The 19,795-nt window shown below is 68.5% G+C and carries 22 protein-coding genes and 2 pseudogenes; 16 read left to right on the top strand and 8 right to left on the bottom strand.

The window, feature by feature from the left end; genetic code table 11:
• Positions 1 to 88 precede the first annotated feature (88 nt).
• The gene (locus tag OHS16_RS31115; RefSeq protein WP_328540582.1) at positions 89 to 502 is read right to left on the bottom strand and encodes a hypothetical protein; all 414 of its coding nucleotides are present in this window, start codon (positions 500 to 502) and stop codon (positions 89 to 91) included.
• Positions 503 to 834: 332 nt separating this feature from the next.
• Here OHS16_RS31115 and OHS16_RS31110 point away from each other — a divergent pair, with 332 nt between their 5' ends.
• From OHS16_RS31110 to OHS16_RS31085, 6 genes are all read left to right on the top strand, one after another.
• Positions 835 to 1,794, top strand: coding sequence for a carbohydrate ABC transporter permease (locus OHS16_RS31110; protein ID WP_328540581.1), 960 nt, complete (start codon positions 835 to 837; stop codon positions 1,792 to 1,794).
• Positions 1,791 to 2,678 (top strand): carbohydrate ABC transporter permease, encoded by an 888-nt coding sequence (locus tag OHS16_RS31105; RefSeq protein ID WP_328540580.1) that lies wholly within the window; start codon positions 1,791 to 1,793, stop codon positions 2,676 to 2,678. Before OHS16_RS31110 ends, OHS16_RS31105 begins: the two co-directional genes overlap by 4 nt.
• Positions 2,675 to 4,042: an ABC transporter substrate-binding protein gene (locus OHS16_RS31100; RefSeq protein ID WP_328540579.1), complete on the top strand. Its 1,368-nt coding sequence runs from the start codon at positions 2,675 to 2,677 to the stop codon at positions 4,040 to 4,042. Before OHS16_RS31105 ends, OHS16_RS31100 begins: the two co-directional genes overlap by 4 nt.
• Positions 4,039 to 4,746, top strand: a complete 708-nt coding sequence (locus tag OHS16_RS31095; RefSeq protein WP_328540578.1) for a glycerophosphodiester phosphodiesterase — start codon at positions 4,039 to 4,041, stop codon at positions 4,744 to 4,746. Before OHS16_RS31100 ends, OHS16_RS31095 begins: the two co-directional genes overlap by 4 nt.
• A gap of 881 nt (positions 4,747 to 5,627) precedes the next feature.
• Entirely contained in the window at positions 5,628 to 6,572 is a 945-nt protein-coding gene (locus OHS16_RS31090) for an NADP-dependent oxidoreductase (RefSeq protein WP_328540577.1), read from the top strand.
• Positions 6,573 to 6,577: 5 nt separating this feature from the next.
• On the top strand, positions 6,578 to 7,180 hold the full coding sequence (locus OHS16_RS31085; protein WP_328541052.1) for an HD domain-containing protein: 603 nt from the start codon (positions 6,578 to 6,580) through the stop codon (positions 7,178 to 7,180).
• 458 nt (positions 7,181 to 7,638) lie between these two features.
• On the opposite strand, the gene OHS16_RS31080 is transcribed toward OHS16_RS31085, so the two are convergent.
• Entirely contained in the window at positions 7,639 to 8,190 is a 552-nt protein-coding gene (locus tag OHS16_RS31080; RefSeq protein ID WP_328540576.1) for a GNAT family N-acetyltransferase, read from the bottom strand.
• A gap of 186 nt (positions 8,191 to 8,376) precedes the next feature.
• On the opposite strand from OHS16_RS31080, the pseudogene OHS16_RS32185 reads away from it, so the two are divergent.
• From OHS16_RS32185 to OHS16_RS31065, 4 genes and pseudogenes are all read left to right on the top strand, one after another.
• Positions 8,377 to 8,496, top strand: a pseudogene (locus OHS16_RS32185) (IS5/IS1182 family transposase); the annotation flags it as partial.
• Between the two features lie 221 nt (positions 8,497 to 8,717).
• Positions 8,718 to 9,116 carry a DUF4440 domain-containing protein gene (locus OHS16_RS31075; RefSeq protein ID WP_328540575.1) on the top strand — a complete coding sequence of 133 codons (399 nt, stop codon included), beginning with the start codon at positions 8,718 to 8,720 and terminating at the stop codon, positions 9,114 to 9,116.
• A 167-nt stretch (positions 9,117 to 9,283) separates the two neighbouring features.
• Positions 9,284 to 9,610, top strand: coding sequence for a hypothetical protein (locus OHS16_RS31070; protein ID WP_328541051.1), 327 nt, complete (start codon positions 9,284 to 9,286; stop codon positions 9,608 to 9,610).
• 338 nt (positions 9,611 to 9,948) lie between these two features.
• Positions 9,949 to 10,425: a hypothetical protein gene (locus tag OHS16_RS31065; protein WP_328540574.1), complete on the top strand. Its 477-nt coding sequence runs from the start codon at positions 9,949 to 9,951 to the stop codon at positions 10,423 to 10,425.
• Positions 10,426 to 10,781: 356 nt separating this feature from the next.
• Here the strand turns inward: OHS16_RS31065 and OHS16_RS31060 are convergent, their stop codons facing one another.
• Both OHS16_RS31060 and OHS16_RS31055 read right to left on the bottom strand, forming a co-directional pair.
• Entirely contained in the window at positions 10,782 to 11,072 is a 291-nt protein-coding gene (locus OHS16_RS31060) for a hypothetical protein (RefSeq protein WP_328540573.1), read from the bottom strand.
• A 454-nt stretch (positions 11,073 to 11,526) separates the two neighbouring features.
• A complete protein-coding gene (locus OHS16_RS31055; RefSeq protein ID WP_328540572.1) occupies positions 11,527 to 11,709 on the bottom strand; it encodes a hypothetical protein in 183 nt (60 codons plus the stop codon).
• 53 nt (positions 11,710 to 11,762) lie between these two features.
• Here OHS16_RS31055 and OHS16_RS31050 point away from each other — a divergent pair, with 53 nt between their 5' ends.
• The 3 genes from OHS16_RS31050 to OHS16_RS31040 all read left to right on the top strand — a co-directional run bounded on the left by OHS16_RS31050 (position 11,763) and on the right by OHS16_RS31040 (position 14,363).
• The gene (locus OHS16_RS31050; RefSeq protein WP_328540571.1) at positions 11,763 to 11,945 is read left to right on the top strand and encodes a hypothetical protein; all 183 of its coding nucleotides are present in this window, start codon (positions 11,763 to 11,765) and stop codon (positions 11,943 to 11,945) included.
• 419 nt (positions 11,946 to 12,364) lie between these two features.
• On the top strand, positions 12,365 to 13,171 hold the full coding sequence (locus OHS16_RS31045; protein ID WP_328540570.1) for a lysozyme: 807 nt from the start codon (positions 12,365 to 12,367) through the stop codon (positions 13,169 to 13,171).
• A gap of 532 nt (positions 13,172 to 13,703) precedes the next feature.
• The gene (locus OHS16_RS31040; protein WP_328540569.1) at positions 13,704 to 14,363 is read left to right on the top strand and encodes an MSMEG_1061 family FMN-dependent PPOX-type flavoprotein; all 660 of its coding nucleotides are present in this window, start codon (positions 13,704 to 13,706) and stop codon (positions 14,361 to 14,363) included.
• A 240-nt stretch (positions 14,364 to 14,603) separates the two neighbouring features.
• Here the strand turns inward: OHS16_RS31040 and OHS16_RS31035 are convergent, their stop codons facing one another.
• The 3 genes from OHS16_RS31035 to OHS16_RS31025 form a co-directional block, all read right to left on the bottom strand.
• Positions 14,604 to 15,908: a geranylgeranyl reductase family protein gene (locus OHS16_RS31035; protein WP_328541050.1), complete on the bottom strand. Its 1,305-nt coding sequence runs from the start codon at positions 15,906 to 15,908 to the stop codon at positions 14,604 to 14,606.
• Between the two features lie 382 nt (positions 15,909 to 16,290).
• On the bottom strand, positions 16,291 to 16,926 hold the full coding sequence (locus tag OHS16_RS31030) for a response regulator transcription factor (protein WP_328540568.1): 636 nt from the start codon (positions 16,924 to 16,926) through the stop codon (positions 16,291 to 16,293).
• Positions 16,923 to 17,171, bottom strand: coding sequence for an ATP-binding protein (locus OHS16_RS31025; RefSeq protein WP_443042810.1), 249 nt, complete (start codon positions 17,169 to 17,171; stop codon positions 16,923 to 16,925). Before OHS16_RS31025 ends, OHS16_RS31030 begins: the two co-directional genes overlap by 4 nt.
• A 314-nt stretch (positions 17,172 to 17,485) precedes the next feature.
• On the opposite strand from OHS16_RS31025, the gene OHS16_RS31020 reads away from it, so the two are divergent.
• The 3 genes and pseudogenes from OHS16_RS31020 to OHS16_RS31010 form a co-directional block, all read left to right on the top strand.
• Positions 17,486 to 17,737 carry a DUF6400 family protein gene (locus OHS16_RS31020; protein WP_328540567.1) on the top strand — a complete coding sequence of 84 codons (252 nt, stop codon included), beginning with the start codon at positions 17,486 to 17,488 and terminating at the stop codon, positions 17,735 to 17,737.
• A complete protein-coding gene (locus OHS16_RS31015) occupies positions 17,721 to 17,966 on the top strand; it encodes a hypothetical protein (RefSeq protein ID WP_328540566.1) in 246 nt (81 codons plus the stop codon). The genes OHS16_RS31020 and OHS16_RS31015 overlap by 17 nt, the downstream gene beginning before the upstream one ends.
• A gap of 516 nt (positions 17,967 to 18,482) precedes the next feature.
• Positions 18,483 to 18,738, top strand: a pseudogene (locus tag OHS16_RS31010) (IS256 family transposase); the annotation flags it as partial.
• A 197-nt stretch (positions 18,739 to 18,935) separates the two neighbouring features.
• On the opposite strand, the gene OHS16_RS31005 reads toward OHS16_RS31010, so the two are convergent.
• Entirely contained in the window at positions 18,936 to 19,484 is a 549-nt protein-coding gene (locus OHS16_RS31005) for a DUF1062 domain-containing protein (RefSeq protein WP_328540564.1), read from the bottom strand.
• Between the last annotated feature and the right edge of the window lie 311 nt (positions 19,485 to 19,795).

Raw genomic sequence — 19,795 nt, 5'->3', positions numbered from 1 at the left:
TCGTCGCTGCATCGCTGCCCCCAGGCCGCGCCAGCGGAATTGGGGATGCCTCGTGGTGAGGAGGTGTGGCCGGAGGTTCGGGTTTGCCCTATGAGCCCGCGGGACCGACCCCCGCGGCTCGTGCGGCGGCCGCCGCCTCCAGCAGGGGCCAGCCGTCGACCTCCACCGCCCGCCGCTCCCCCGGCTGCCACCCCTGGGCCGACGCCACGTCGAGCAGGGCCCGGACAGCGCCCGGTTCATGCAGGTTGAGGGATGCTCCCCGGACGTACCCCACGTCACCGGAACCCATGGGGGCTCCACCCGGGACGTACCGGTCCGGGGCCTTCGCGAAGACGATACGCAGCTGTCCGCCCGTGCCGGCCGGTTGCGGGTACAGCGTGAGCGTCTCGCGGCAGTCCGCGGACCGGCCGTTGTCCAGCACGCGGTGGCTGTGGCGGAGCGTCCACAGGTACACCCGCCCGTCGGCGACGAGTTGACGGGGTTTCCTCGGATGACGGGGCATGGCGCCGAGGGTACGCAGGCCGATCTCCTCGATGCATCCCCCGGCGGGGATCGAACGTCGACGATCTGGTTCGGGTCTGCCGGCACCGTCGCGCCCGTGGGGCCATCTTCACATCACGGATGTGAGACGGTCGTCGCCCCCCTGAGGCCCGGGAAAATAGCAGGTCATGGCGGGAACAACAGGTATCCCGCACGGACCGGACAGCGTTCCGGCTGCCAATTTGTAACACGCAGCGGTGTTCTCTTCTCGTTCACTTTGTTGGTATTCCTAGGGCCGCCGGGATTGCGCCCAGTTGGGGGCGCTGTACGGCTCACCGGAAGGACACCGCTGTCTTGACGACCGACGTGAAGCAGGACGGCAGAGCCGCCCCGCCGAGTCCGGCGACCGCCGGCGAGGCGGAGCCCAGGACCCGCGCACGGCGCCGGCGGGGCGAGTACCTGCTGTTCGCCGCCTTCGCCGCCCCGAACTTCTTCTTCCTGCTGGTTTTCGCCTACTGGCCGGTGATCTACAACGCCTATCTGAGCCTCACCGACTGGGACATGGTCTCGTCGTCGTGGCACATGATCGGCCTGAACAACTACACGTCGCTGTTCGCCGACCCCGACTTCCGCGGCAGCTTGTGGACGACCGTGCTGTTCGTCGTCGGGATCGTCGGGGGCGGACTGGTGCTCGGTCTCGCCACCGCCCTGCTGCTCAACCAGCGGCTGCGCGGGCGGGACGTCGTACGGACGCTGGCCTTCGCCCCGTACGTGCTCTCCGGAGCCGCGGTCGGCACCCTGTGGCTGTTCCTCTTCGACCCCAACTACGGACTGATACGCCCGCTGCTCGCTCCCCTGGGCATGGCCGCGCCGGCGATGATGACCGACTCCAAGTGGGCGCTGTTCGGTCTCGTCCTGGTCTACCTCTGGAAGAACACCGGTTTCGTCGCCGTGATCTACCTCGCCGGTCTGCAGAGCTTGCCCAGGGACGTGTTCGAGGCCGCGGCGCTGGACGGCGCGGGATCGTGGACGCGGCTGCGCCGCATCATCCTGCCGCTGCTCTCGCCCGTCACCTTCTTCCTGCTGGTGACCTGCACCATCAGCACCTTCCAGGCGTTCGATGTGATCGCGATGATGACCAGCGGCGGCCCCGGCACCTCCACCTCGATCCTCAGCTGGTTCATCTACGACCAGGGCTTCCGCACCTTCGACGCGGGCCGCGCCTCGGCCGCCGCGATGATCATGTTCGTGGTGCTGCTGCTGATCACCGGGGCCCAGGCGCGCTTCCTCCAGCGAAAGGTGCACTACCAGTGACAGTCGTCGACTCCTCGCCGGACACCCGCCAGGCCGGCCCGGTCGCCACGGGCAGCCGCTCCGGTGTCCGCCGTGCCCAGCGCTTCGGCCTGTACGCGCTGCTCGTCCTGGTCGCCGTCATCGCGGGTGGCCCGCTGTACTGGCTCATCTCCTCGGCGCTGAAGACCAACCCGCAGATTTACAGTTACCCCCCACACTGGATCCCCACGGACCTGCGGTGGTCCAACTTCTCCGACGCCTGGAGCGCCGCGCCGTTCGGTCGGTTCTTCCTCAACTCCCTGATCGTGTCCGCGGTCGGCACCGCGATCGAGTTGGTCGCCGCGCTGCTGTGTGCCTACGCATTCGTGTTCCTGCCGTTCCCCGGCAAGAAGGTGCTCTTCCTGTTCCTGCTGGGCGCGATGATGGTGCCCGGCCATGTCACCCTGCTGCCGAACTTTCTGACCATCGCTCAGCTCGGTTGGGTCAACTCCTATGCGGGCCTGATAGCACCGGGCCTCGGCTCGGTGTTCGGTACCTTCCTGCTGCGCCAGCACATGCTGACGCTGCCCCAGGAGATCACGGACGCGGCGAAGGTCGACGGGGCGGGGCACCTGCGCATCCTTTTCCGGGTGGTGCTGCCGATGTCGCGCCCGATGGTGATCACGGTGGCCCTGGTCGTCATGGTCGGCAAGTGGAACGACTTCATCTGGCCGCTGATCGTCACCAGCAGCGCGGACATGCGGACCCTCCCCATCGGTCTGCTCTTCCTCAAGAACACCGAGACCTTCGCCAACTGGGGAGCGATCCTGGCCGGTGCCGTCATGGTGGTCGTGCCGGTCCTCGTCGTGTTCTTCCTCGCCCAGCGCTACATCATCGCCGGGCTGACCCAGGGAGCCGGAAAATGACGCGAACTTCGCTGCGGGAGCTCGCGGGACCCGTGCTCGACAGGCGCCGGATGCTCGGGGCAGGTGCGGGGCTGGGACTGGCCGCGGCGCTGAGTGCCTGCGGCCAGACCACGGGGACCGTCACACAGCCCGGCGGTTCGGTACCCGATGCGTTCCGGGGGCGCACCAGGGTGGTGCTCTGGTCGACGTTCGCAGATCCGGTGGGCCCGGCCCTGCAGAAACTCGTCGACGCCTTCAACCGCGAGCAGCGGGACGTGTATGTGGAGGTGCAGTTCCAGGGCACCTACGACGAGTGCGCCCAGAAGGCGGTCATCAGCCTGCTCGGTGCCCAGGCCCCCGACCTGTGCGTGCTGTCCGACGTGAAGTGGTACAAGTTCTACTTCGGCGACGCCCTGGAACCCTGGGACAGTTACTTCGCACCGGGTGAGCTCGAGCGGATCTACAATCCGCGGCTGCTCAGCGAGGGCGTCCGCAAGGGGCACACCTGGTGGCTGCCGCTGGCCCGCTCCACGCCGCTCTTCTACTACAACAAGACCCTCTTCAAGAGGGCCGGGGTGCCGGTGCGCCCCCCGGAGAGCTACGACGAGCTCTACGACTGGTCGCGCCACATCACCCGGCAGAGCGTGGGCGGCAAGCGGGTAGCCCTGGAGAGTTACCAGGCAGTCGACGGGGACTGGCAGTTCCAGTGCAGTGCCTGGCAGTGGGGCGGAGCGTACTCCAAGGGCCTGGACGTCACCATCGACGAGGGCGGCGCCGTGGCGGCAGGGGAATGGCAGCGCAAGCTGATCTTCAAGGACAAGATCGCTTACATGGCGACCGAGCCCACGGCCGACATGGGCAACCAGCTGATCGCCACGCTCGTCACCTCCACCGGCGCCCTGAAGAAGATCAACGAGATGGCGAAAGCGAACGGCTGGGAGCTGGGCACCGGTTTCCTGCCGAAGAAGGAGAAGTTCGCCGTCGACACGGGCGGTGGCGGCCTGGGCATCTTCAAGCGCGTGCCGCGGGAACGCAAGGAGGCTGCGGCCCAGTTCGTGCGCTTCCTGGCCCGCCCGGAGAACGCCGCGCAGTGGGCCGTCGAGACCGGCTACATGCCCGTGGTGCCGGCGGCGGTCAAGGAGCCTGCTCTTGTCACGCTGATGAAGAACGACCCGACCTTCACCACGGCCGTCAGGCAGCTCGATCTCACCCGCCCCTGCGACCAGGTGCGCATGATGATCCCGAACGCGAACGTGCGTATCTATACCGCCCTGCAGCGCATATGGTCGGCGAACACCCCTGCACAGCAGGCCTTCTCGGAGGTCGCCGACCAGCTGCGCAAGGGTGTCGACCGCTACGGCCCGATGATTAAGGAGCACTTGTGAACCACCCCGTGAGGCGTCCCGTGGTGTACGCACACCGTGGAGCCCGGGCCGAAGAGCCGGAGAACACCCTGCGGTCCTTCCGGCGGGCCCTCGCTCTGGGCGCCGACGGCATCGAACTCGACATCCGCCTCACCGCTGACGGCCACCTCGTCGTCATCCACGACAAGGCCGTGGACCGCACGACGGACGGCACCGGCCTCGTCGCCGACTTCACCCTGGCCGATCTCCAGGCACTCGACGCAGGAGAGGGAGAGCGCATACCCACCTTCGACGAGGCCATGGAAGTCTGCGGGGACGTCGTCCAGATCGAGATCAAGGCCCTGGAGTCGGTGCAGGCCCTCGCCGAGCGGGAGCGCCGTACCCCGCTGCCCGGGTCGGTAGTGCTGACCTCCTTCAGCAAGACCGCGGTCGAAGAGGCCGCCCGTTGGCTGCCGCACGTACCGCGTGGCCTGATCACCCACCACCCCGGCGCCGACATGATCAAGGACGCGCTCGACCTCAAGGCCACCTGGGTGTGCCCGGAGCTGAAGCCCGAGCTCACCCGGGACCTCGTGGACCGCTGTCACGAGACCGGCATCCAGGTGGACGCCTGGCCCACCGGGGATCGCGCCCACCTGCTCCACTGGGTCGAAATCGGAGCGGACGCCGTGACCACGGACTACCCGGGGCGGATCGACGAGTGGCTGGCCCCGTCCGGCGGTTGACGACGTGCCCCGGTCTCCTTGGCGGTGGGAGGAGGCCGGGGCCGTTCCACCGGGCCACCGGGCGGATCCGGCCGCCGGTCTTGTGCGGCGTCCGTTCAGGTCGCGGTCCCGGTGACAACGGGCCCCGCACACGCGTTGGCATCCGGCCACGACCACGGTGAGACATCACAGGCGGCACCGCCGACCATTCCCCGGCCTCGGCGGCGAAGTGTGGCACTTCCGCGACCGCATGCCGCAGGACGCCCTGATGCACCACGCTCATGACCACGGCCATCGCGCTGCTCCACTCCGGAACGGAGCACAGACGGAGTCCGCCTGCACGTCCGCTGAACTGCGAAATCCCGAGCCCGGTCGAAGGGTGCGTTCGGCGCCGGAACGTGGCCTCGATTCGCCCATGGCCGGGCAGACCGCTACCCGCCCCACGGTGCTCATGGTGGGATGTGCCCGTGCGACCTGCCAGATACCAGCGGAGCCGGCGAGTGCCCAGAACGCACCGAGGCCCGTCAGCAATGCTCCGTCAGTGTCCCGCTCGGCGGGGTGCGTGACCCCCAGCGTGCCTCCGATCGCCCGGTACAACCAGACCGACCGCGACCGCGACGACCGACGCCCAGGGAACAACAGCACGAGACTCCCAGAACTTCCTCCGTGCCGAGCTCCCCCGGAACCGCTCCGCGAGGCCAACCGGACGGCCGCCAACCGCCAAGCGGCGTGTCCACCCCTGCCGGCGACGCGAAAGTGGCTCATCCCATTGCCTCGCAAGTGGCCCACGCGGTTGCAGTGGCTGGAGCATACGGTCGAGATCGCGACGCATCGCGTGCCCTGTCGACCCAAGCGGGCATCTGTGTGCTTGATCGCCGCAGCTCTGCTCCTCGGAGGAATGTATGCAAGCCATCACCGTCCGCGACCGTGACGCCGGTGCCGGCGGACTCGCCCTGACGGAACTGCCCTACCCCCACGCTGCCGAGAACGACGTCATCGTGCGCGTGCATGCCGCCGGCTTCACTCGCGGGGAACTCGCCTGGCCCGGCACGTGGACCGACCGCGCAGGCCGCGACCGGACGCCGAGTGTGCCCGGGCACGAGCTGTCGGGGACGGTCGCCGAGCTGGGGTACGGCACCACTGGGCTTACCGTCGGCCAGCGGGTCTTCGGGATGGCTGACTGGACCCGTGACGGGTCGCTGGCCGAATACACCGCGGTAGAGGCCCGTAACCTCGCCCCGCTCCCCTCGGACGTCGACTACATCGAGGCCGCCGCGCTGCCTATCTCGGGGCTGACCGCGTGGCAGGGCCTGTTCGACCACGGGCGGCTCACGGCGGGACAGACGGTCCTGATCCACGGCGCCGCCGGCAGCGTCGGGTCGATCGCGGTCCAACTCGCACACGAGGCGGGGGCGGGGGTGATCGCTACGGGCCGGTCCGCCGACCGGGACACCGCTCTCCGCTTGGGCGCCGACGTTTTTGTGGACCTCCAGGCGGACCGGCTGGAGGACACCGGAAAGGTCGACGTCTTGTTCGACGTGATCGGTGGCGAGATCCTCCACCGCTCGGCCGCAGCGGTGCGCGCCGGCGGCACCCTCATCACCACTGTTGAGCCGCCCATGGTCAAGCCCGAGGACGGGCGGGCCGTCTTCTTCGTCGTCGAACCTGATCGGGTCAGGCTCGCCGACCTCGCGCAGCGGCTGAGGAACGGGCGTCTCAAGCCGATCATCGGGGAGGTGCGTGCGCTTGCCGAAACGCCTGCGGCTTTCGCGCCCGGCCGCGGCAGGCACGGTAAGACGATCGTCCGCATCGTGTCGGACGGCCCCACGGAGGCAGGCCCGCAGTGAACCGTATGTCCCTCGACGCTCTCCCGATGCCCGACAGTGCGACGTCGGCCGCCGCCCTGGACGTGGCGACCGCATACCATCCCCCCGCGCTGCTCAACCATTCGTTGCGTGCCTACGTGTGGGCGGCCGCCCGCGGAGCGGCAGGCAACATTCCCTTCGACCCGGAACTTCTCTACGTTGCTGCGCTGTTCCACGACATCGGGTTGGTGCCGGCATTCGACAGCCACCTGGTCGCGTTCGAGGAGGCAGGCGGCCACGTCGCCCAGGTCTTCGCGGCTGGCGCCGGGTGGCCGGCAGAGCGCCGCGAGCGACTGTCGGACGTGATCGTCCGCCATATGTGGCCGTCTGTGGAGTTGTCCGCGGACCCCGAGGGGCACCTGCTGGCTCGCGCCACCGCGACGGAGGTCATCGGCAAGGACGTAGACGACTACCCGACCGGCTTCCGGGCCGAGGTGCTGGAACGCTACCCAAGGCTGAGCTTCTCCGAGCAGTTCCTGGCGTGCTTCCAGGCCCAGAGCGCACGCAAACCCGGCAGTTCCGCAGCCGGCGCGATGCGATCGGGACTCGTCGGCAGAATGGCCGCCAATCCGCTTGACTCCCCCCTCTAGGCTCCGTGGCGACGGTGCTGGTCAGCCTCGGTCCCGGACTGTGTGGGCTGCGAGGAGAGTTCATGGCCTTCGACTGCGCGGTGGCAGCCGGTGCGATCGTGCGCTGGGCAATCATCGACGCTTTGGGCCACGACACTTCCACCGGCCTGATCGCATCCCTGGCGGTGGGCACCAGCCGTAGCCACCCCGGGCCGACGCGCAGATCGCCGAAACCGCACCTGCCGCGCTGCAGATCCAATGCTGTTGGGAGTTCTTGGAGGGCGTCAAGTCCGTTTCGTGCAGAGGCTTCGCCCGGGCTGGGTAGGAGCGGACGAGTCGGCCGAGTCGGGAGCGGGTGACGTTCACCGTGGACTCAGCTTCATGGCCTGGGGCCGGGTAGTCTACGCGGCGGCCTGCCCTTCATGCGGCCCCGCCGGATCGACAACTGTGACATGGAGAAACGGCAGTCAAAGGACCGTTCAGCTGCCCACGGCTTGCCACTCCCGCGCCAGCACCGACCAGACCTCGGCGTCGTGGCGGACGCCACGGTAGAGGTAGGTTTCGCGCAGGACGCCCTCACGGGTCATACCGAGTCGCTTGGCCACCTTGATGCTGGGGATGTTCTTCGGCGACACCAGCCACTGCACACGGTGGATGCCGCGTTCGTTGAATGCCCAGTCGATGAGTAGCCGTGCTGCACGTCCGACCAGGCCCTGGCCTGTGGCGGCAGGCTCCAGCCAGCAGCCTGCCTCGCAGATGCCGGCGGCGGCGTCGAATTTCGGGAAGGAGACGCCGCCCACGAGGGTGCCGTCGAGCCAGATACCATACAGTCGGCCGGTGTCCGAGGCCGCCTTGTCGGCGTAGAGCTGGAGATAGCCGCGGGCCGAGTCGAGGTCGGCGGCGAGGTCGGGCAGCTCCATGTGCACGCCGACGAAGTCCCGGCCCCGGTCCATATGCGCGAGGAACTCCTGGGCCTGCCACGGCTCCAGTGGCCGCAGCTCGGCCCCGTCCCCCAGGGAGATCGCGAACATAGCCGTCCTTCGAAGTGCGCTTATCCGACCGTTGGATCTTCGCATGCGCGCCCTCACATCCGCTACGGACGGCGGCGGGGCTTGTCGCGTTTGCGAGGGCGTTAAGGCTGATCTATCTCGGTTCGTGTACCGCGATCCCGGTACTGATCGTCGCGCAAGCCGCCTACTGGGCATGTCCATGTTGAGATGCGGGGCGTGAAGAGAGAACCGTACCCCAGCGACCTATCCGACGAGCGGTGGGCGTTGATCGAGCCGATGATCACGGCCTGGAAACAGGACCGGGTACGCGGTCGGCGACCCGGACGAGGTCGTCATCCACGGCGAGATTTCGTAACGCGATCACGGTGAGGGGCCGTTGAGTATCTCCAGCAGACCAGTCCGCAGGCCAGGGAGACTGTGCCGTTGTGGAGGTCGGGCCAAGCAGACCGCGAGGCGCTTGAACTCGTGCACGACGTTCGGCTCGACGACGTACCGCAGCTTGTCGAGACCGACGATGTCAGGTCCCCCATCGCTGTTAGTGTCGCGCCATGTCGAAGATCGAGATAGACGTGGCGACCGCCGAGTTCTTCGATGCCTTTGACAACCGGGGTGGCAAGGCTGCCGACGTTGCCCGGATCCGCCGGCTGGTCCTTCCGAGTGGGGTGATCGTCAAGACCGGCCCGGAATTCGAGGTCTACACCGTGGACGCGTTCATCGAGCCTCGCCAGCGGCTGCTGACCGACGGTCGGCTGGTCGAGTTCTCCGAGTGGGAGATTTCCGAACAAACAGAGATCGCAGGCGATATCGCGTCGCGGTTCGGCGAGTACCGCAAGTCCGGGATCTTGGATGGCGAGCCGTTCGAGGGGGGCGGGACCAAGACCATCCAGTTCGTCCGCACTCCGGAGGGCTGGCGTATCGCAGCGTTTGCCTGGTACGACCAGCCGTGACCTGAGGGGCGGACGGCTGTGGCTGGAATCGGGAACGGGGCGGGCCGCGTTACGACGCCGGCTCCTGACTTCCCCCGCCATGCTCCGGTGGCATTCGTTCTGGCCCGCTGTGCCCGGAGGGCCCCAGCAGCCAGTGAAGAGCTGCGCCGCGCTCCCCAGCATGCGAAATCGGCGCAGCCAGCAAGAACGGCCACCGCTCCGAGCGGCAGCTCCAGATCCGGCGCGTCCTCCGCGAGTGGAGAGCCGAACACCGAGGACGACCCACGACCCGTCAGATCGGCGACGCAGTAGGCCTCTTCAGTGCCGGATCCGTCGCCTACCAGCTACACAGATGGAGAAGCGGCCCGATCAGCCGCAGCGGACATCTCTGGCGAACCGGGTGGGGCAGTTCCTTGCTCATCAGCTTGATCACCATCCCCGTCGTAGAGGCCGCGTGGAACTCTCGAGACTGGTACAAGGACTGCGCCTCCTGGGCTGGTCGAAACCGGGCATGAGCCCGCGACGAGCGCAAGCGAGCGCACGGTGCCTCAGCTGGTGTTGAAGAGTCTCAAAAGCTCGGTTGGCGTTCTCGTGTCGGTGAGCGCGGGCGCCAGTTCGTCGGTGACGGTCGCCATGTGCCCGCCCCGGCCCTCCGGGCCCAGGGCGCACCCCGAGGGTGGCTGCCGTGGCGGTGGTTCCTCAGGCCGGGGCCGTGCTTCTGGTCGAGACGGTCCGCCGACGCAGTTCGGCGGAGATTTCGTGAAAAGCCGGGTGCCGACCCCGCGACAGGCAGAGCATTCCCAGTGCGACCTGTCAGGTACCGATTAGCGACATCTCACCATAGGAGTTGCGGATGAAGCGCTTACGGAGAACACAGCTGCTGGGCCTCGGAGTCATGGCGCTGATGCTCGGTCTGGTCGCCGCCCCCACCGCGCAGGCAGCCCCGGCCGAGGCAACTGCCGCCACCCCCACGGCCGTCGAATGCAGCGGTACCTGGGACGGCAAAACGTACTGGGCCAAGGACCCTTCAAAGCACAACGGCGGCGGCTACGCACGCACCTACTGGAACGCTGCGACCAAACGGAACTGCGCGAAGTTCTGGTCCAGCCCCTACGACGGCCTGGCATCGCACATCACGCTGTACCTCCATGACGAGAGCGGCGACTACGTCGCCGATCCCCCGCAGGAACACCCTGCCAACTACCACTATTTCGCCGGGCCGCTCTCCACCTGGTTCGACGCGACCAATGAGTGCATCCATTTGAGCGGCTCGCTGGTCCGGGGCGGGGTGACGTACACCCTCAGCACCCCGGACATCCGGTGCAACTGATCCGCCGTCACTGAACTCGTCCGGGCAGGCCGTGGTGGCATCGCCGCAGGCCGCGCAGCCCGCGGGGCTGCTGCGGAGCACGGGCGATGGCTTCCGTGTCCTGGGCCGCGATGCCCGGGCGGGGGCGGCTGGCGTGTGCGCGGCCTGCCGCAACCGATGAACACTGGGCCGTGTCGCCGTTCCGGCCAAAGGGGACGAAGGTGGGGCGGCTCGCCCCACCTTCGCTGCGGAGGACTGACAGTGAGGATGTTGGTGGCTTCTCCGAGTGGGTCTGACTCACGGACTGACCGACGCCGACTGGCTGTCCTCTAGGGGATTCGTCGGCCCAGGATGCACCCGGCGCCCTTCCCTTCGGCCTACTCGGGCAGCTGGGGGGAACCCTTGCGCAGCCACTCCCCGGCCCATGCCCGGTAGCCCTCGGGCTGGGCACCGTGCGCCTTCGCCAAGGCCAGCAGAAGCAACTCGTTCAGGTACAGCTGGCCCCGGATCACGTGGACGGGGTCGAGTGCATCGGGGCCACTAAGTCTCTGGGCGATGTACTCGCCCGCCTGCGCGCGCTTCTCGTCTGTGTCCCCCGCCACATACGGCGTCAGGAACTCGATGGCGAAGCGGACGACCTGCGTGGCGTTCGGGATGGGTTCCGTCATGCCGCGACGTTAGTGCCATCGGCTGCTCTGGGCTCAGGTGTCTGTCCAGCGAGCTTGACAAAGCACCTTCTTGGCCTCTGGGTCTGGGGCAGCAGCGTGACGAACTGCGTATCGAGGCAATTGGAATGGGAATGCTTGGGAACCTTCGGCGAGAGCGCGTGAAGCGGTGGCGGTGGCCACCGGCCCGGCGGAAGGCCCGGACGACAAGGGGGGCGGCCGGTGGCGATCACGGAACCGCCCCACCCCGGGGCCGGGTAACTGACGGAAGCCGTCGCGCAGGCTGCGGTACGTCGGCACCCGACTCGATGGGCGCATACCCGGTCCTTGTCACCGATGTCGACGACCTGCCGTACGTCGGCGCCATGACCACCCTGTTGGGGTAGATGCCGAACGGACTGTCCCCGCTGACCACCCTCAGCAGCGCGGCGGCGATGCGCCCGGTTGCCGGCCGGCCCTACGGATTGCGCTCGGCGTGCTCGCGCGCGATGGTCAGAGCCTCGGCCGACGGGGTGGCACCGCGGCGGAGCAGGTGGCACACCATCTGCACCTGTCCGAACCCGACCGCCCAGTCGGGGGCGGTCTTGCCCTTCATCACCGCGTTGACATCCGCCCCACGCCCGCTCGGTAGGCTGCCCAAGTGATCTTCTGTTGTGGCCCGCAACCCTCGGCGAAGTCGAGCGTTGCATCAGCATGAAGATCATTGCGCGGCGTATCGCCGTATCCGCTGTCCTTGCCGCTGCCGTACTCGGAACGTTGGCGCTGCCTGCTCAGGCCGACGTCGTCGTACCCGTCACCGGCATCAACGTGCCAACGAACAAGTTGCTCCCCGCCGACATTCACGGATATGAGACCCCCGACGAGTTCGTTCTGTAAGTGTCTGCACCCCTTCGGCGGTAGGCATGATCAAACGGTTCACGCTCCCGCGTCCATGGCCGTAGGCGGGCGTACCGAGGGCGTGGAGCACGGCTCCGCCGAGTGCGGCGTGTGTGCGGCCCGGGGTGGCCAGTGTGTTGCCGCGCAGGCAGCGGATGAGGCGGACGGTCAGGCCGGCGGTCACGGCGGTGTGTGCTCCGGTGGCGGGCACCCAGGGCGGTGGCGGCGACCCCACGCGAGGTACGTACCCGCGTACTGCTTGAGCACAAGGCCGTCGATCGCCGTGAACCGTACGACGTATCGGGTGACGTGAGCCGCGCCCTCCGCGCGCCTCTCGGTTGTTTCCTCCGGACTCCACGCAGGCTGGGGTGGACCCTTGGAGGCGTCTCATGTCCGTGCCCGCCTGCACACCTCGTCAAATGTCGACTGTCCTGGCCGCTCTGACCGTGGGCATTCCTGCCCTTGCTCTGGTGTTGTCCAGTACCGCGGGCGCCGCCACCGGCGTCCCCGAGCCCTCTCACCCCGGGAATGACTTCGCCGGCTCCCAGATCCTCAAGCACGAAGGCACAAGCAAGAGTGGTGTCGCAGCCACCGCCGCCCGGGGCACAGAGGGCGTCGACGTCAGCAGCCATCAGGGCAACGTCGCATGGTCCACACTGCGGAAGTCCGGCGTGAGGCTTGCCTACATCAAGGCGACGGAGTCCACCAGCTATACGAACACGTCCTTCACCCAGCAGTACAACGGGTCGTACAAAGCCGGCATCATCCGCGGCGCCTACCATTTCGCGACCCCCAACACCTCCAGCGGTGTCACCCAGGCCAAGTACTTCCTCGCTCATGGCGGCGGCTGGTCCAAGGACGGCAAGACCCTGCCCGGCGCGCTGGACATGGAGTACAACCCTTACGGCGTCGCCTGCTACGGGCTGAGCCACCAGGGCATGGTCAACTGGATCAAGGACTTCTCCAGGACCTACAAGGCGAAGACCCGCCGGGATGTCGTCCTGTACACCTCCACCAACTGGTGGAAGACCTGTACAGGGAACAACTCCGGGTTCGGCAAGACCAATCCGCTGTGGGTGCCGCACTACGGTTCGTCCGTCGGAGCCTTGCCTGCGGGCTGGACGTACCAGACCATGTGGCAGTACACCTCCGCCGGAGCAACGGTCGGTGACCATGACCGGTTCAACGGGAATCTCGATCGAGTGAAAGCCCTCGCAAAGGGCTGACCAGCCTCCTCAGTCCACGACAAGCCCACCGCCACGACGCGGATTCCCGAGATCCTCAACAGGTTCCACCGGAGTGGCGCGCGGATCGAGCGGGCGCTCGGTCCGCGCGCCACGGCTCGTCGTCCTGCCCCAACCGGGTAGCCGCCCCAGCCGCCTGGGGAGATGTTCTTCCCCGCGTTCCAGGGCCTGCCGGGCGATCTCCAGACCGAATCCACTGGACGCGCCCCGTGATGAACCACGTGGTCATGCTGACTCCTCAAGGAGGGAGACGGATCGCCTCTGCACGGCACCGAGTGCGTACGTGCAGGGCCCCTCCATGGTCGGCGAGGTGCTGGAGTCCAACCAGGGAAAACTTCCACAGGGAGAGCCGCCCGACCCGCGACCTGTCAGACCTCCACACTCTCGTCGCTGAGATCGATCACGACCGCGCGAGATTCGCCCCCAGGCTTCGATTCAACTTGCGCGGCCGTCTCTACGTCCCCACACCCACCGACCAGGATCGATAACAGGTCGGCCCGTTAGGGTCGGAGGCATGACGACATCCCGTGCCAGCAGTGCCTTCGACTCGCTCCGCCTCGACGCCGTGCCGGACCGGGAGGCGCTGCGCCGGGCCTACGAACTACCCAGCGACGCGGCCGTGCGCAAGCAGATGACCGAACTCACCGAGCAGACCCAGCGGTTGATCGGCTGCTCATCGCTGGTCCTGGTCGCCAGCGCGGACGCCGATGGCAACTGCGACGTCTCCCCGCGCGGCGGTCCCGCCGGGTTCGTCGCCGTCCTGGACGCACGGACGGTGGCAATACCGGACGCGACCGGCAACAAGCGGCTGGACACCCTGCAGAACGTCATCGCCACCGGCCGGGCCGGGCTCCTGTTCGTCATCCCCGGGCGGACCACCACCCTGCGGGTGAACGGCCGGGCTGTCGTCTCCACCCGCCCGGAGCTGCTGACGCAACTGACCGCCGTCGGTAAGCCGCCGGCCAGTGCGCTGGTGCTGGGGATCGAGGAGGTCTACCCGCACTGCCCCAAGTCGCTGCTGCGCAGCGCTGCCTGGAAGCCGGAGCAGTGGCTGCCGGCGGACGCCCAGCCGGCCTCGGCCGAGGTGACGCTGGCCCAGCTGCGGATGCCGGAGCTGACGATCGCCGACATCGAGCAGGCGGAGGCGGACTCGCTGAAGTACCGGTACGAGTAACCGGCCGACCTGCGATCGCCGAACCACCAGGCCACTGAACCCCCAGGCCGGCAAGCCTCAAGATCAATCGCGGGTCAGCCCCTAACCACCCGCGGCCAGGACGGTGTGACCGAACAGGTAGGACAAGCCCAGTAGTTCCGCCGCCTCCCTCTGCAGCTGCCGACGCCCGGGGCTTGCCCGGCCGCCGGTGGACGGGCGCCCCGGAGGCATGCCCGCACGCGCCGGCATGGAAGGGGCGGATCAGAGCGGCGGCGTGCGGCGCGCGGGTGGCCGGCTGCGGGGAACCGCCCGGAAGAGGGTATGCAGGACGGCGTCGATGGTGTCGCGGGGTGGTTCGTCGGCGACGTGGGTCAGGAGCCGGGCGAGGGTCCGCAGCAGGGTGGGTGAAGCCATCACCCTGGGATGGAGGATGGGCCGGTAGCCGTGGCGGCCCAGAATGAGGTCGCCGACAAGGTTACCGAGACGGTAGTGGCGTCCCCACCGCCGCTGGATCTCAGCCGGGTACTGGCGCAGGGCGTGTTCCCGGCCCGCTCCCTCCGGTCGGGCCAGGGCCAGCGCGATGGTCTCGGCGGCGACTTCTGCCGCTTCCATGGCCTGACCGATGCCTTCGCCGCTCCAGGGACTCACCATGCCGGCGCTGTCCCCGACCAGCATCAGCCCGCGCTGGTACTGCGGGTGCCGGTTGAAGCCCATGGGCAGGGCCGCACTGCGCCACGGGGAGGCGGCGCTGTCCTCGTCCACACCCCACTCACGGGGGAGGCGGGGCAGCCACTGGCCCATCGTCGCGCGCAGGTCGACCGGGCCGTGGGCGCGGTGGGGCATGGCTCCGAGGCCAACGTTGATGCGGCCGTCGCCGAGGGGGAAGACCCAACCGTAGCCGGGCAGGTCCCGGCCGGTCCTGGAGCATGTGAGGTCGGCCCACAGTTCCAGATACGGGTCGCAGGAGCGGGCCTCGCACTGGTAGTAGCGGCGGGCCGCGGTGGCGATCTGCCGTCGCTGGTCGCGCTCCAGTCCCATCATCACCGCCGTACGGGCCGAGGCACCGTCCGCGGCCACGACCAGCGGCGCCCTGAAGGAGACGGGCCGCTTTTCCGGCCCTGCCAGGGCACTCACACCGGTGATCCGCCCGGCCTTGTCGGTCACCGGGCCGGTGACCCGGACCCCGGTGCGCAGCCGCGCTCCAGCTGCGGCGGCCTGGGAGGCAAGGAGCTCGTCGAAGTCACGGCGACTGCGGGTGAGCCCGAAATCGGGATGGCTGCCGAGACGGGGCCAGTCGATGTCGACCTGACGGCCCCCGCACACCCACCGCATGCCGCGGTTGCGCATCCACCCCGGTGCGCTGACGTCGATGCCCATGCGCACCAACTGCTGCACACCGCGCGGGGTCAGCCCGTCTCCGCACACCTTGTCCCGGGGAAATCGGCTCTTCTCCAGCAGCACGACCTCCACACCCGCCCGGGCCAGATGCAGCGCCGCGGCCGAACCCGCAGGTCCGGCACCCACCACCAGGACCTGCGCCTCCTCACCGTCCTCGCAGCTCCGGATGCCGCTGCCCGGCCCGCCGGCCCCGCTCGTGCCCTCGCCATCGCCTCGTGTGATCACTCGACCCACTATGGACGAACACCCGCTGCGGTATGGCGAACTGAGGAGGACTGGTACGGGCAGCGGGCGAGATGACGGGGCGCTCTCACCACGGTGCCGGGGGGATACCGCCCTGCCTGCGGGCGCGCGCCGCCGCACCAGGACGGTTCACCCGCCCCCTGCAGACTCGCCTCAGCAGCCCGGTCTCATAGGGCGCGGGCACACCTCAGCGGGGGGGCCGCCACGCGCGCGGAGGTCAGGGCGACGTTGAAGTCCGTGCGGTACCGCCGCAGGCGCGGAACTCGTCATCGCCGCGCTCGCTGAGGCAGGAGCGGTACTGGATCGGTCAGCGGCGGATGAGGCCGAGTCCGGTGGCGGTGGCCACGGCGGCGGTGCGGGAGTCGACCCCTAGTTTGGTGTAGCTGCGGGCCAGGTGGGACTTGACGGTGCCCTCAGTGAGGTGGAGCCGTTGGCCGACAGCCTGGTTGGACAGGCCTTCGGCGACCAGTGCGATGACCTCGGTCTCGCGCCGGGTCAGGGTGGTTGCAGGGGTGCGGAGCCGGTGCATGAGGCGGTCCGCGACGGCGGGAGCCAGCGTGGTACGCCCGGCCGCGGCGGTGCGTACGGCGGCGGCCAGGTCCTCGGGATGCGCGTCCTTGAGGAGGTAGCCGATGGCGCCGGCCTCGATGGCGGGCAGGGTGTCGGCGTCGGAGTCGTAGGTGGTGACGATCAGAACGCGGGGGGCACCCGGCCGGGCGGTGATCTGGGCGGTGGCCTCGGCGCCACCCATCCCCTTGCCGAACTGCAGGTCCATCAGCACGACGTCGACGTCCCCTTCGGCAGCGCGGGCAACGGCGTCCTCGGCGGTGGCGGATTCGGCCGCCACCGTGAGTCCCGGTTCGGTCTCCAGCACGGCGCGGAGCCCGGCCCGCACCACCGGGTGGTCGTCGGCCAGGAGCAGTCTGATGGGGCTGTCGGTCACCGGTGGGCCTCGGGTTCGCTGTTGAGGGGAGGGCTGAACGGTAGCCGGGCGGCCAGGGTCGTGCCGTGGCCGGCGGCGGATTCGACGGTAAGGGTGCCGTCAACGGCGCGCATGCGGGCGCGCATGGCTGCCAGCCCGAAGCCGCCACTTTGGGGGTCGGGGGCGGGCAGTTGGCCGGTGTCGAAGCCTGCGCCGTCGTCGACTACATCGAGCGCGACGTGGTCGCCGAGATAGCTGAGGTTGATCTCGGCAGTGGTGGCGTCGCCTTCCCGTACCCGGGCAGCGGCCGCTTCGATCCCTCGGATCCTCCGGCGGCGTGGTCATGTGACCCTCCAGAAAGTGCGTTCCGGCCGTGAGGTACGCCACAGTTCTGTGAGTGGAGCGTCCATCCGTTCAGGGCCTGGTACAGGCAACAGCCCACCCCTGTCAGCAGATCCGAAGGTGCCCGCGGACAGCTCGGGTCCCCGGTCGAACCGGGGCGACTTAGGTCACCCTTCCCTGCCACTGCGGGGGCCTGGTAGAGATGGTGGGGCTCTGCCAGCACGTCGGAAGTCTCACCATGAACCAGGACAACGCCGCCGGCCTCACTCCCTTCTCCATCGACCTGACCTTTGAGGAAGCCCGGCGACGGGCCGAGGTCGTGGCCGCGCTCGGACCCGACTGGGACCCGGTGGCCGCCCTCCGAGGCGAGGACGAAGCGTATGACCTCCTCTACTCGGGCCTGGACGCGGAGCAGCAGCGCACCTACGACATGCTGGTAGCGGCTGGTGTCCTGCCTGGGGAGGAGCCGGGCCGTGCGGCTACCCATTGACCCACAGGCGGACTCCAGCCGTCGCGCCTGGGTGGCCTGCCCCGTCTGCGACGACGCAAGCCATTGCGCGACCTGCGCCAGCCGCCGCAACTGCTTCGAGCACTGGCGCTACCTGATCTCCAACAGGGGGCCCGTCGTCCACCTTCAGTGCCCGCGGTGCACGCACATGTGGTCATGGAACACCCGGCCGGGCGTCACCGGCCGTGGCGGCGACGCCCCCTGCTACTGACGCGCAGGACGCGTCCGCCCAGCAACACCGCCGCGAGCTGACCGGCTCACGCCATCGCTGGCACAGGCCGGCCGCGTGCGCCGGTACGGCGCTGGGTTGCATCGTCCATAGAGGGACTGCACAACGTTCGGCTCTGTCTCACTTTCGGCTTGCCGGCGACCTCACGCAGCACGTCCCCCCAGGGGATCCATCCAACTCGTGAATTCACAGCCCAGGCCACGGACCGCAGCCTCCGCCCGGGGCAGCAGAGCATGCACACCAGAGGCCGGCGGTGCCCAGGCTGGTGAGCTTCGCGGCACCTCCTGAACAATACTCACCATCTGTGCATCAGTTCCGGGAGGGCACGGGGAGGGCGTACCTTCCAGAGATGATCCTCTGATGGTCACCGAGTAGGCTCGCGTTCGCAGCGCGGGCCGGGAGGGCATGCTCGTGCTCAGCGCAGTCACCGACAGCGGTTCCACCCCGTCCGGCTCCTTGATCGACGAGATCGTGCGCGAAGGCGCCCGCCGGATTGACGACTTCCCGGCTGAGCACTGATGCACCTGCGGACCACGACCCCCATCGAGTCGCCGTTCTCCACGGTCAAGCTCCGCGCCAAGGTCACCGGCGGCGCCGGCAGCCCGGCCGTGCCCCTCGCCATGGTGTTCAGGTCGTCGAGTCCGCCCAGGCCCGCCGGCGCGCGATCACCGGAGCTCGCCGGGCGCCTCTGGTCCGCAGAGGCACCCGGTTCGAGAACGGCGTCCTGATCGAGCGACAGGATCGGGCCGCGTGAATCACCACGACACCCCGCAGCAGGAGGAGCCCGACGAGCACCTCCGCTTCTGGAACTACCTGAGCGAGCTTGAGCAGGTCACGCAGGCCGACGAGCTCGACCTCATCAGCGGAGTCCTCACCGACCCGGTCCAGACGAGGTGGTTCAGTGCCTGTCCGGCGGTTCGTGCCGGACAGGCCCCTGGCACCGAGGACGGCTCAGCGCTTGAGCGTGAAGGTGAAGTCGCCGGAGAGCTTGCCGCTCAGCCGGATTGCCGAGACGAGTTTCCCTTCCGTGATCAGTCTCTCGACCTCGGCCCGCGGAAGACCGCAGCCTTCAGCGATAAGTCGCACCGGCCGGACAGGGATCCGGGCCGCAAAGCGGACCGAGACGTCGATCGCCTCGCAGTCCAGGTGATCCGTTCCGCCGGTGTCGAGGCGCCAGGCGTTGTCCCAGTCGAGAGCGATGCGGTTACGGTGTCGCACGACCGGGTCGTGGAGCAGGTCAGCCGTCAGGCCGGGATCGTTGTCATGCAGCCGGTCCAGCAGCTCAGGTCGTACGGAGCGCACGTTCATCCGCTCCAGGACCGTGAGCTTTGCGGTCTCCCCGCAAGTGGTACAGAGCGCGAGGAGCCAGGCGTCGATGAGCTTGTGGTGTGCGTTGACGCGGAACTTGCCGCTCGCCCGGAAGCGCTCCGAGGCGCACGCGTGGCAACGGCGGAGGACAAGCGGCAGGCAGGTGGGCACAACCACCCAGTTTTCGAGCACAGAAGTACACCGGTTTCAGTGAGAAGTCCGCAGCAAAAAGCAGCGCGGCGCACAGGCGCGACGCGCGACGAATCAGCACTCGGGAGGTCTCACAGGGTGTACAACGACATGTCCTTGACTCGACGACGTGGTTCGGCAGCACGGTAATGGCGCACAGCGGCGCTGCTCCACTGGTTTTCTTGTGCCTCACCGTCAGGTTCTGTCCGGGCAGATCATGGACGAGGCCAGGGCCAGAACACGGCGTCTGTCGGCGCGCCACTGCCTGTGCAGCAGGACGCATCCCGTCGGGACCGGTGGTTCCCGAACTGTCT

The sequence above is a fragment of the Streptomyces sp. NBC_00344 genome, from assembly GCF_036088315.1.
Classification (GTDB): domain Bacteria; phylum Actinomycetota; class Actinomycetes; order Streptomycetales; family Streptomycetaceae; genus Streptomyces.
The sequence above is the reverse complement of the archived record's forward strand: the minus strand, read 5'-3'. Positions and strand labels throughout refer to the sequence as shown.

Excerpts from the sequence above, each read along its gene's own strand:
- OHS16_RS31115 (WP_328540582.1), bottom strand. The coding sequence starts at position 502 with ATGCCCCGTCATCCGAGGAAACCCCGTCAACTCGTCGCCGACGGGCGG.
- OHS16_RS31100 (WP_328540579.1), top strand. The coding sequence starts at position 2,675 with ATGACGCGAACTTCGCTGCGGGAGCTCGCGGGACCCGTGCTCGACAGG.
- OHS16_RS31090 (WP_328540577.1), top strand. The coding sequence starts at position 5,628 with ATGCAAGCCATCACCGTCCGCGACCGTGACGCCGGTGCCGGCGGACTC.
- OHS16_RS31085 (WP_328541052.1), top strand. The coding sequence starts at position 6,578 with ATGTCCCTCGACGCTCTCCCGATGCCCGACAGTGCGACGTCGGCCGCC.
- OHS16_RS31080 (WP_328540576.1), bottom strand. The coding sequence starts at position 8,190 with ATGTTCGCGATCTCCCTGGGGGACGGGGCCGAGCTGCGGCCACTGGAG.
- OHS16_RS31075 (WP_328540575.1), top strand. The coding sequence starts at position 8,718 with ATGTCGAAGATCGAGATAGACGTGGCGACCGCCGAGTTCTTCGATGCC.
- OHS16_RS31065 (WP_328540574.1), top strand. The coding sequence starts at position 9,949 with ATGAAGCGCTTACGGAGAACACAGCTGCTGGGCCTCGGAGTCATGGCG.
- OHS16_RS31060 (WP_328540573.1), bottom strand. The coding sequence starts at position 11,072 with ATGACGGAACCCATCCCGAACGCCACGCAGGTCGTCCGCTTCGCCATC.
- OHS16_RS31050 (WP_328540571.1), top strand. The coding sequence starts at position 11,763 with ATGAAGATCATTGCGCGGCGTATCGCCGTATCCGCTGTCCTTGCCGCT.
- OHS16_RS31045 (WP_328540570.1), top strand. The coding sequence starts at position 12,365 with ATGTCGACTGTCCTGGCCGCTCTGACCGTGGGCATTCCTGCCCTTGCT.
- OHS16_RS31040 (WP_328540569.1), top strand. The coding sequence starts at position 13,704 with ATGACGACATCCCGTGCCAGCAGTGCCTTCGACTCGCTCCGCCTCGAC.
- OHS16_RS31020 (WP_328540567.1), top strand. The coding sequence starts at position 17,486 with ATGAACCAGGACAACGCCGCCGGCCTCACTCCCTTCTCCATCGACCTG.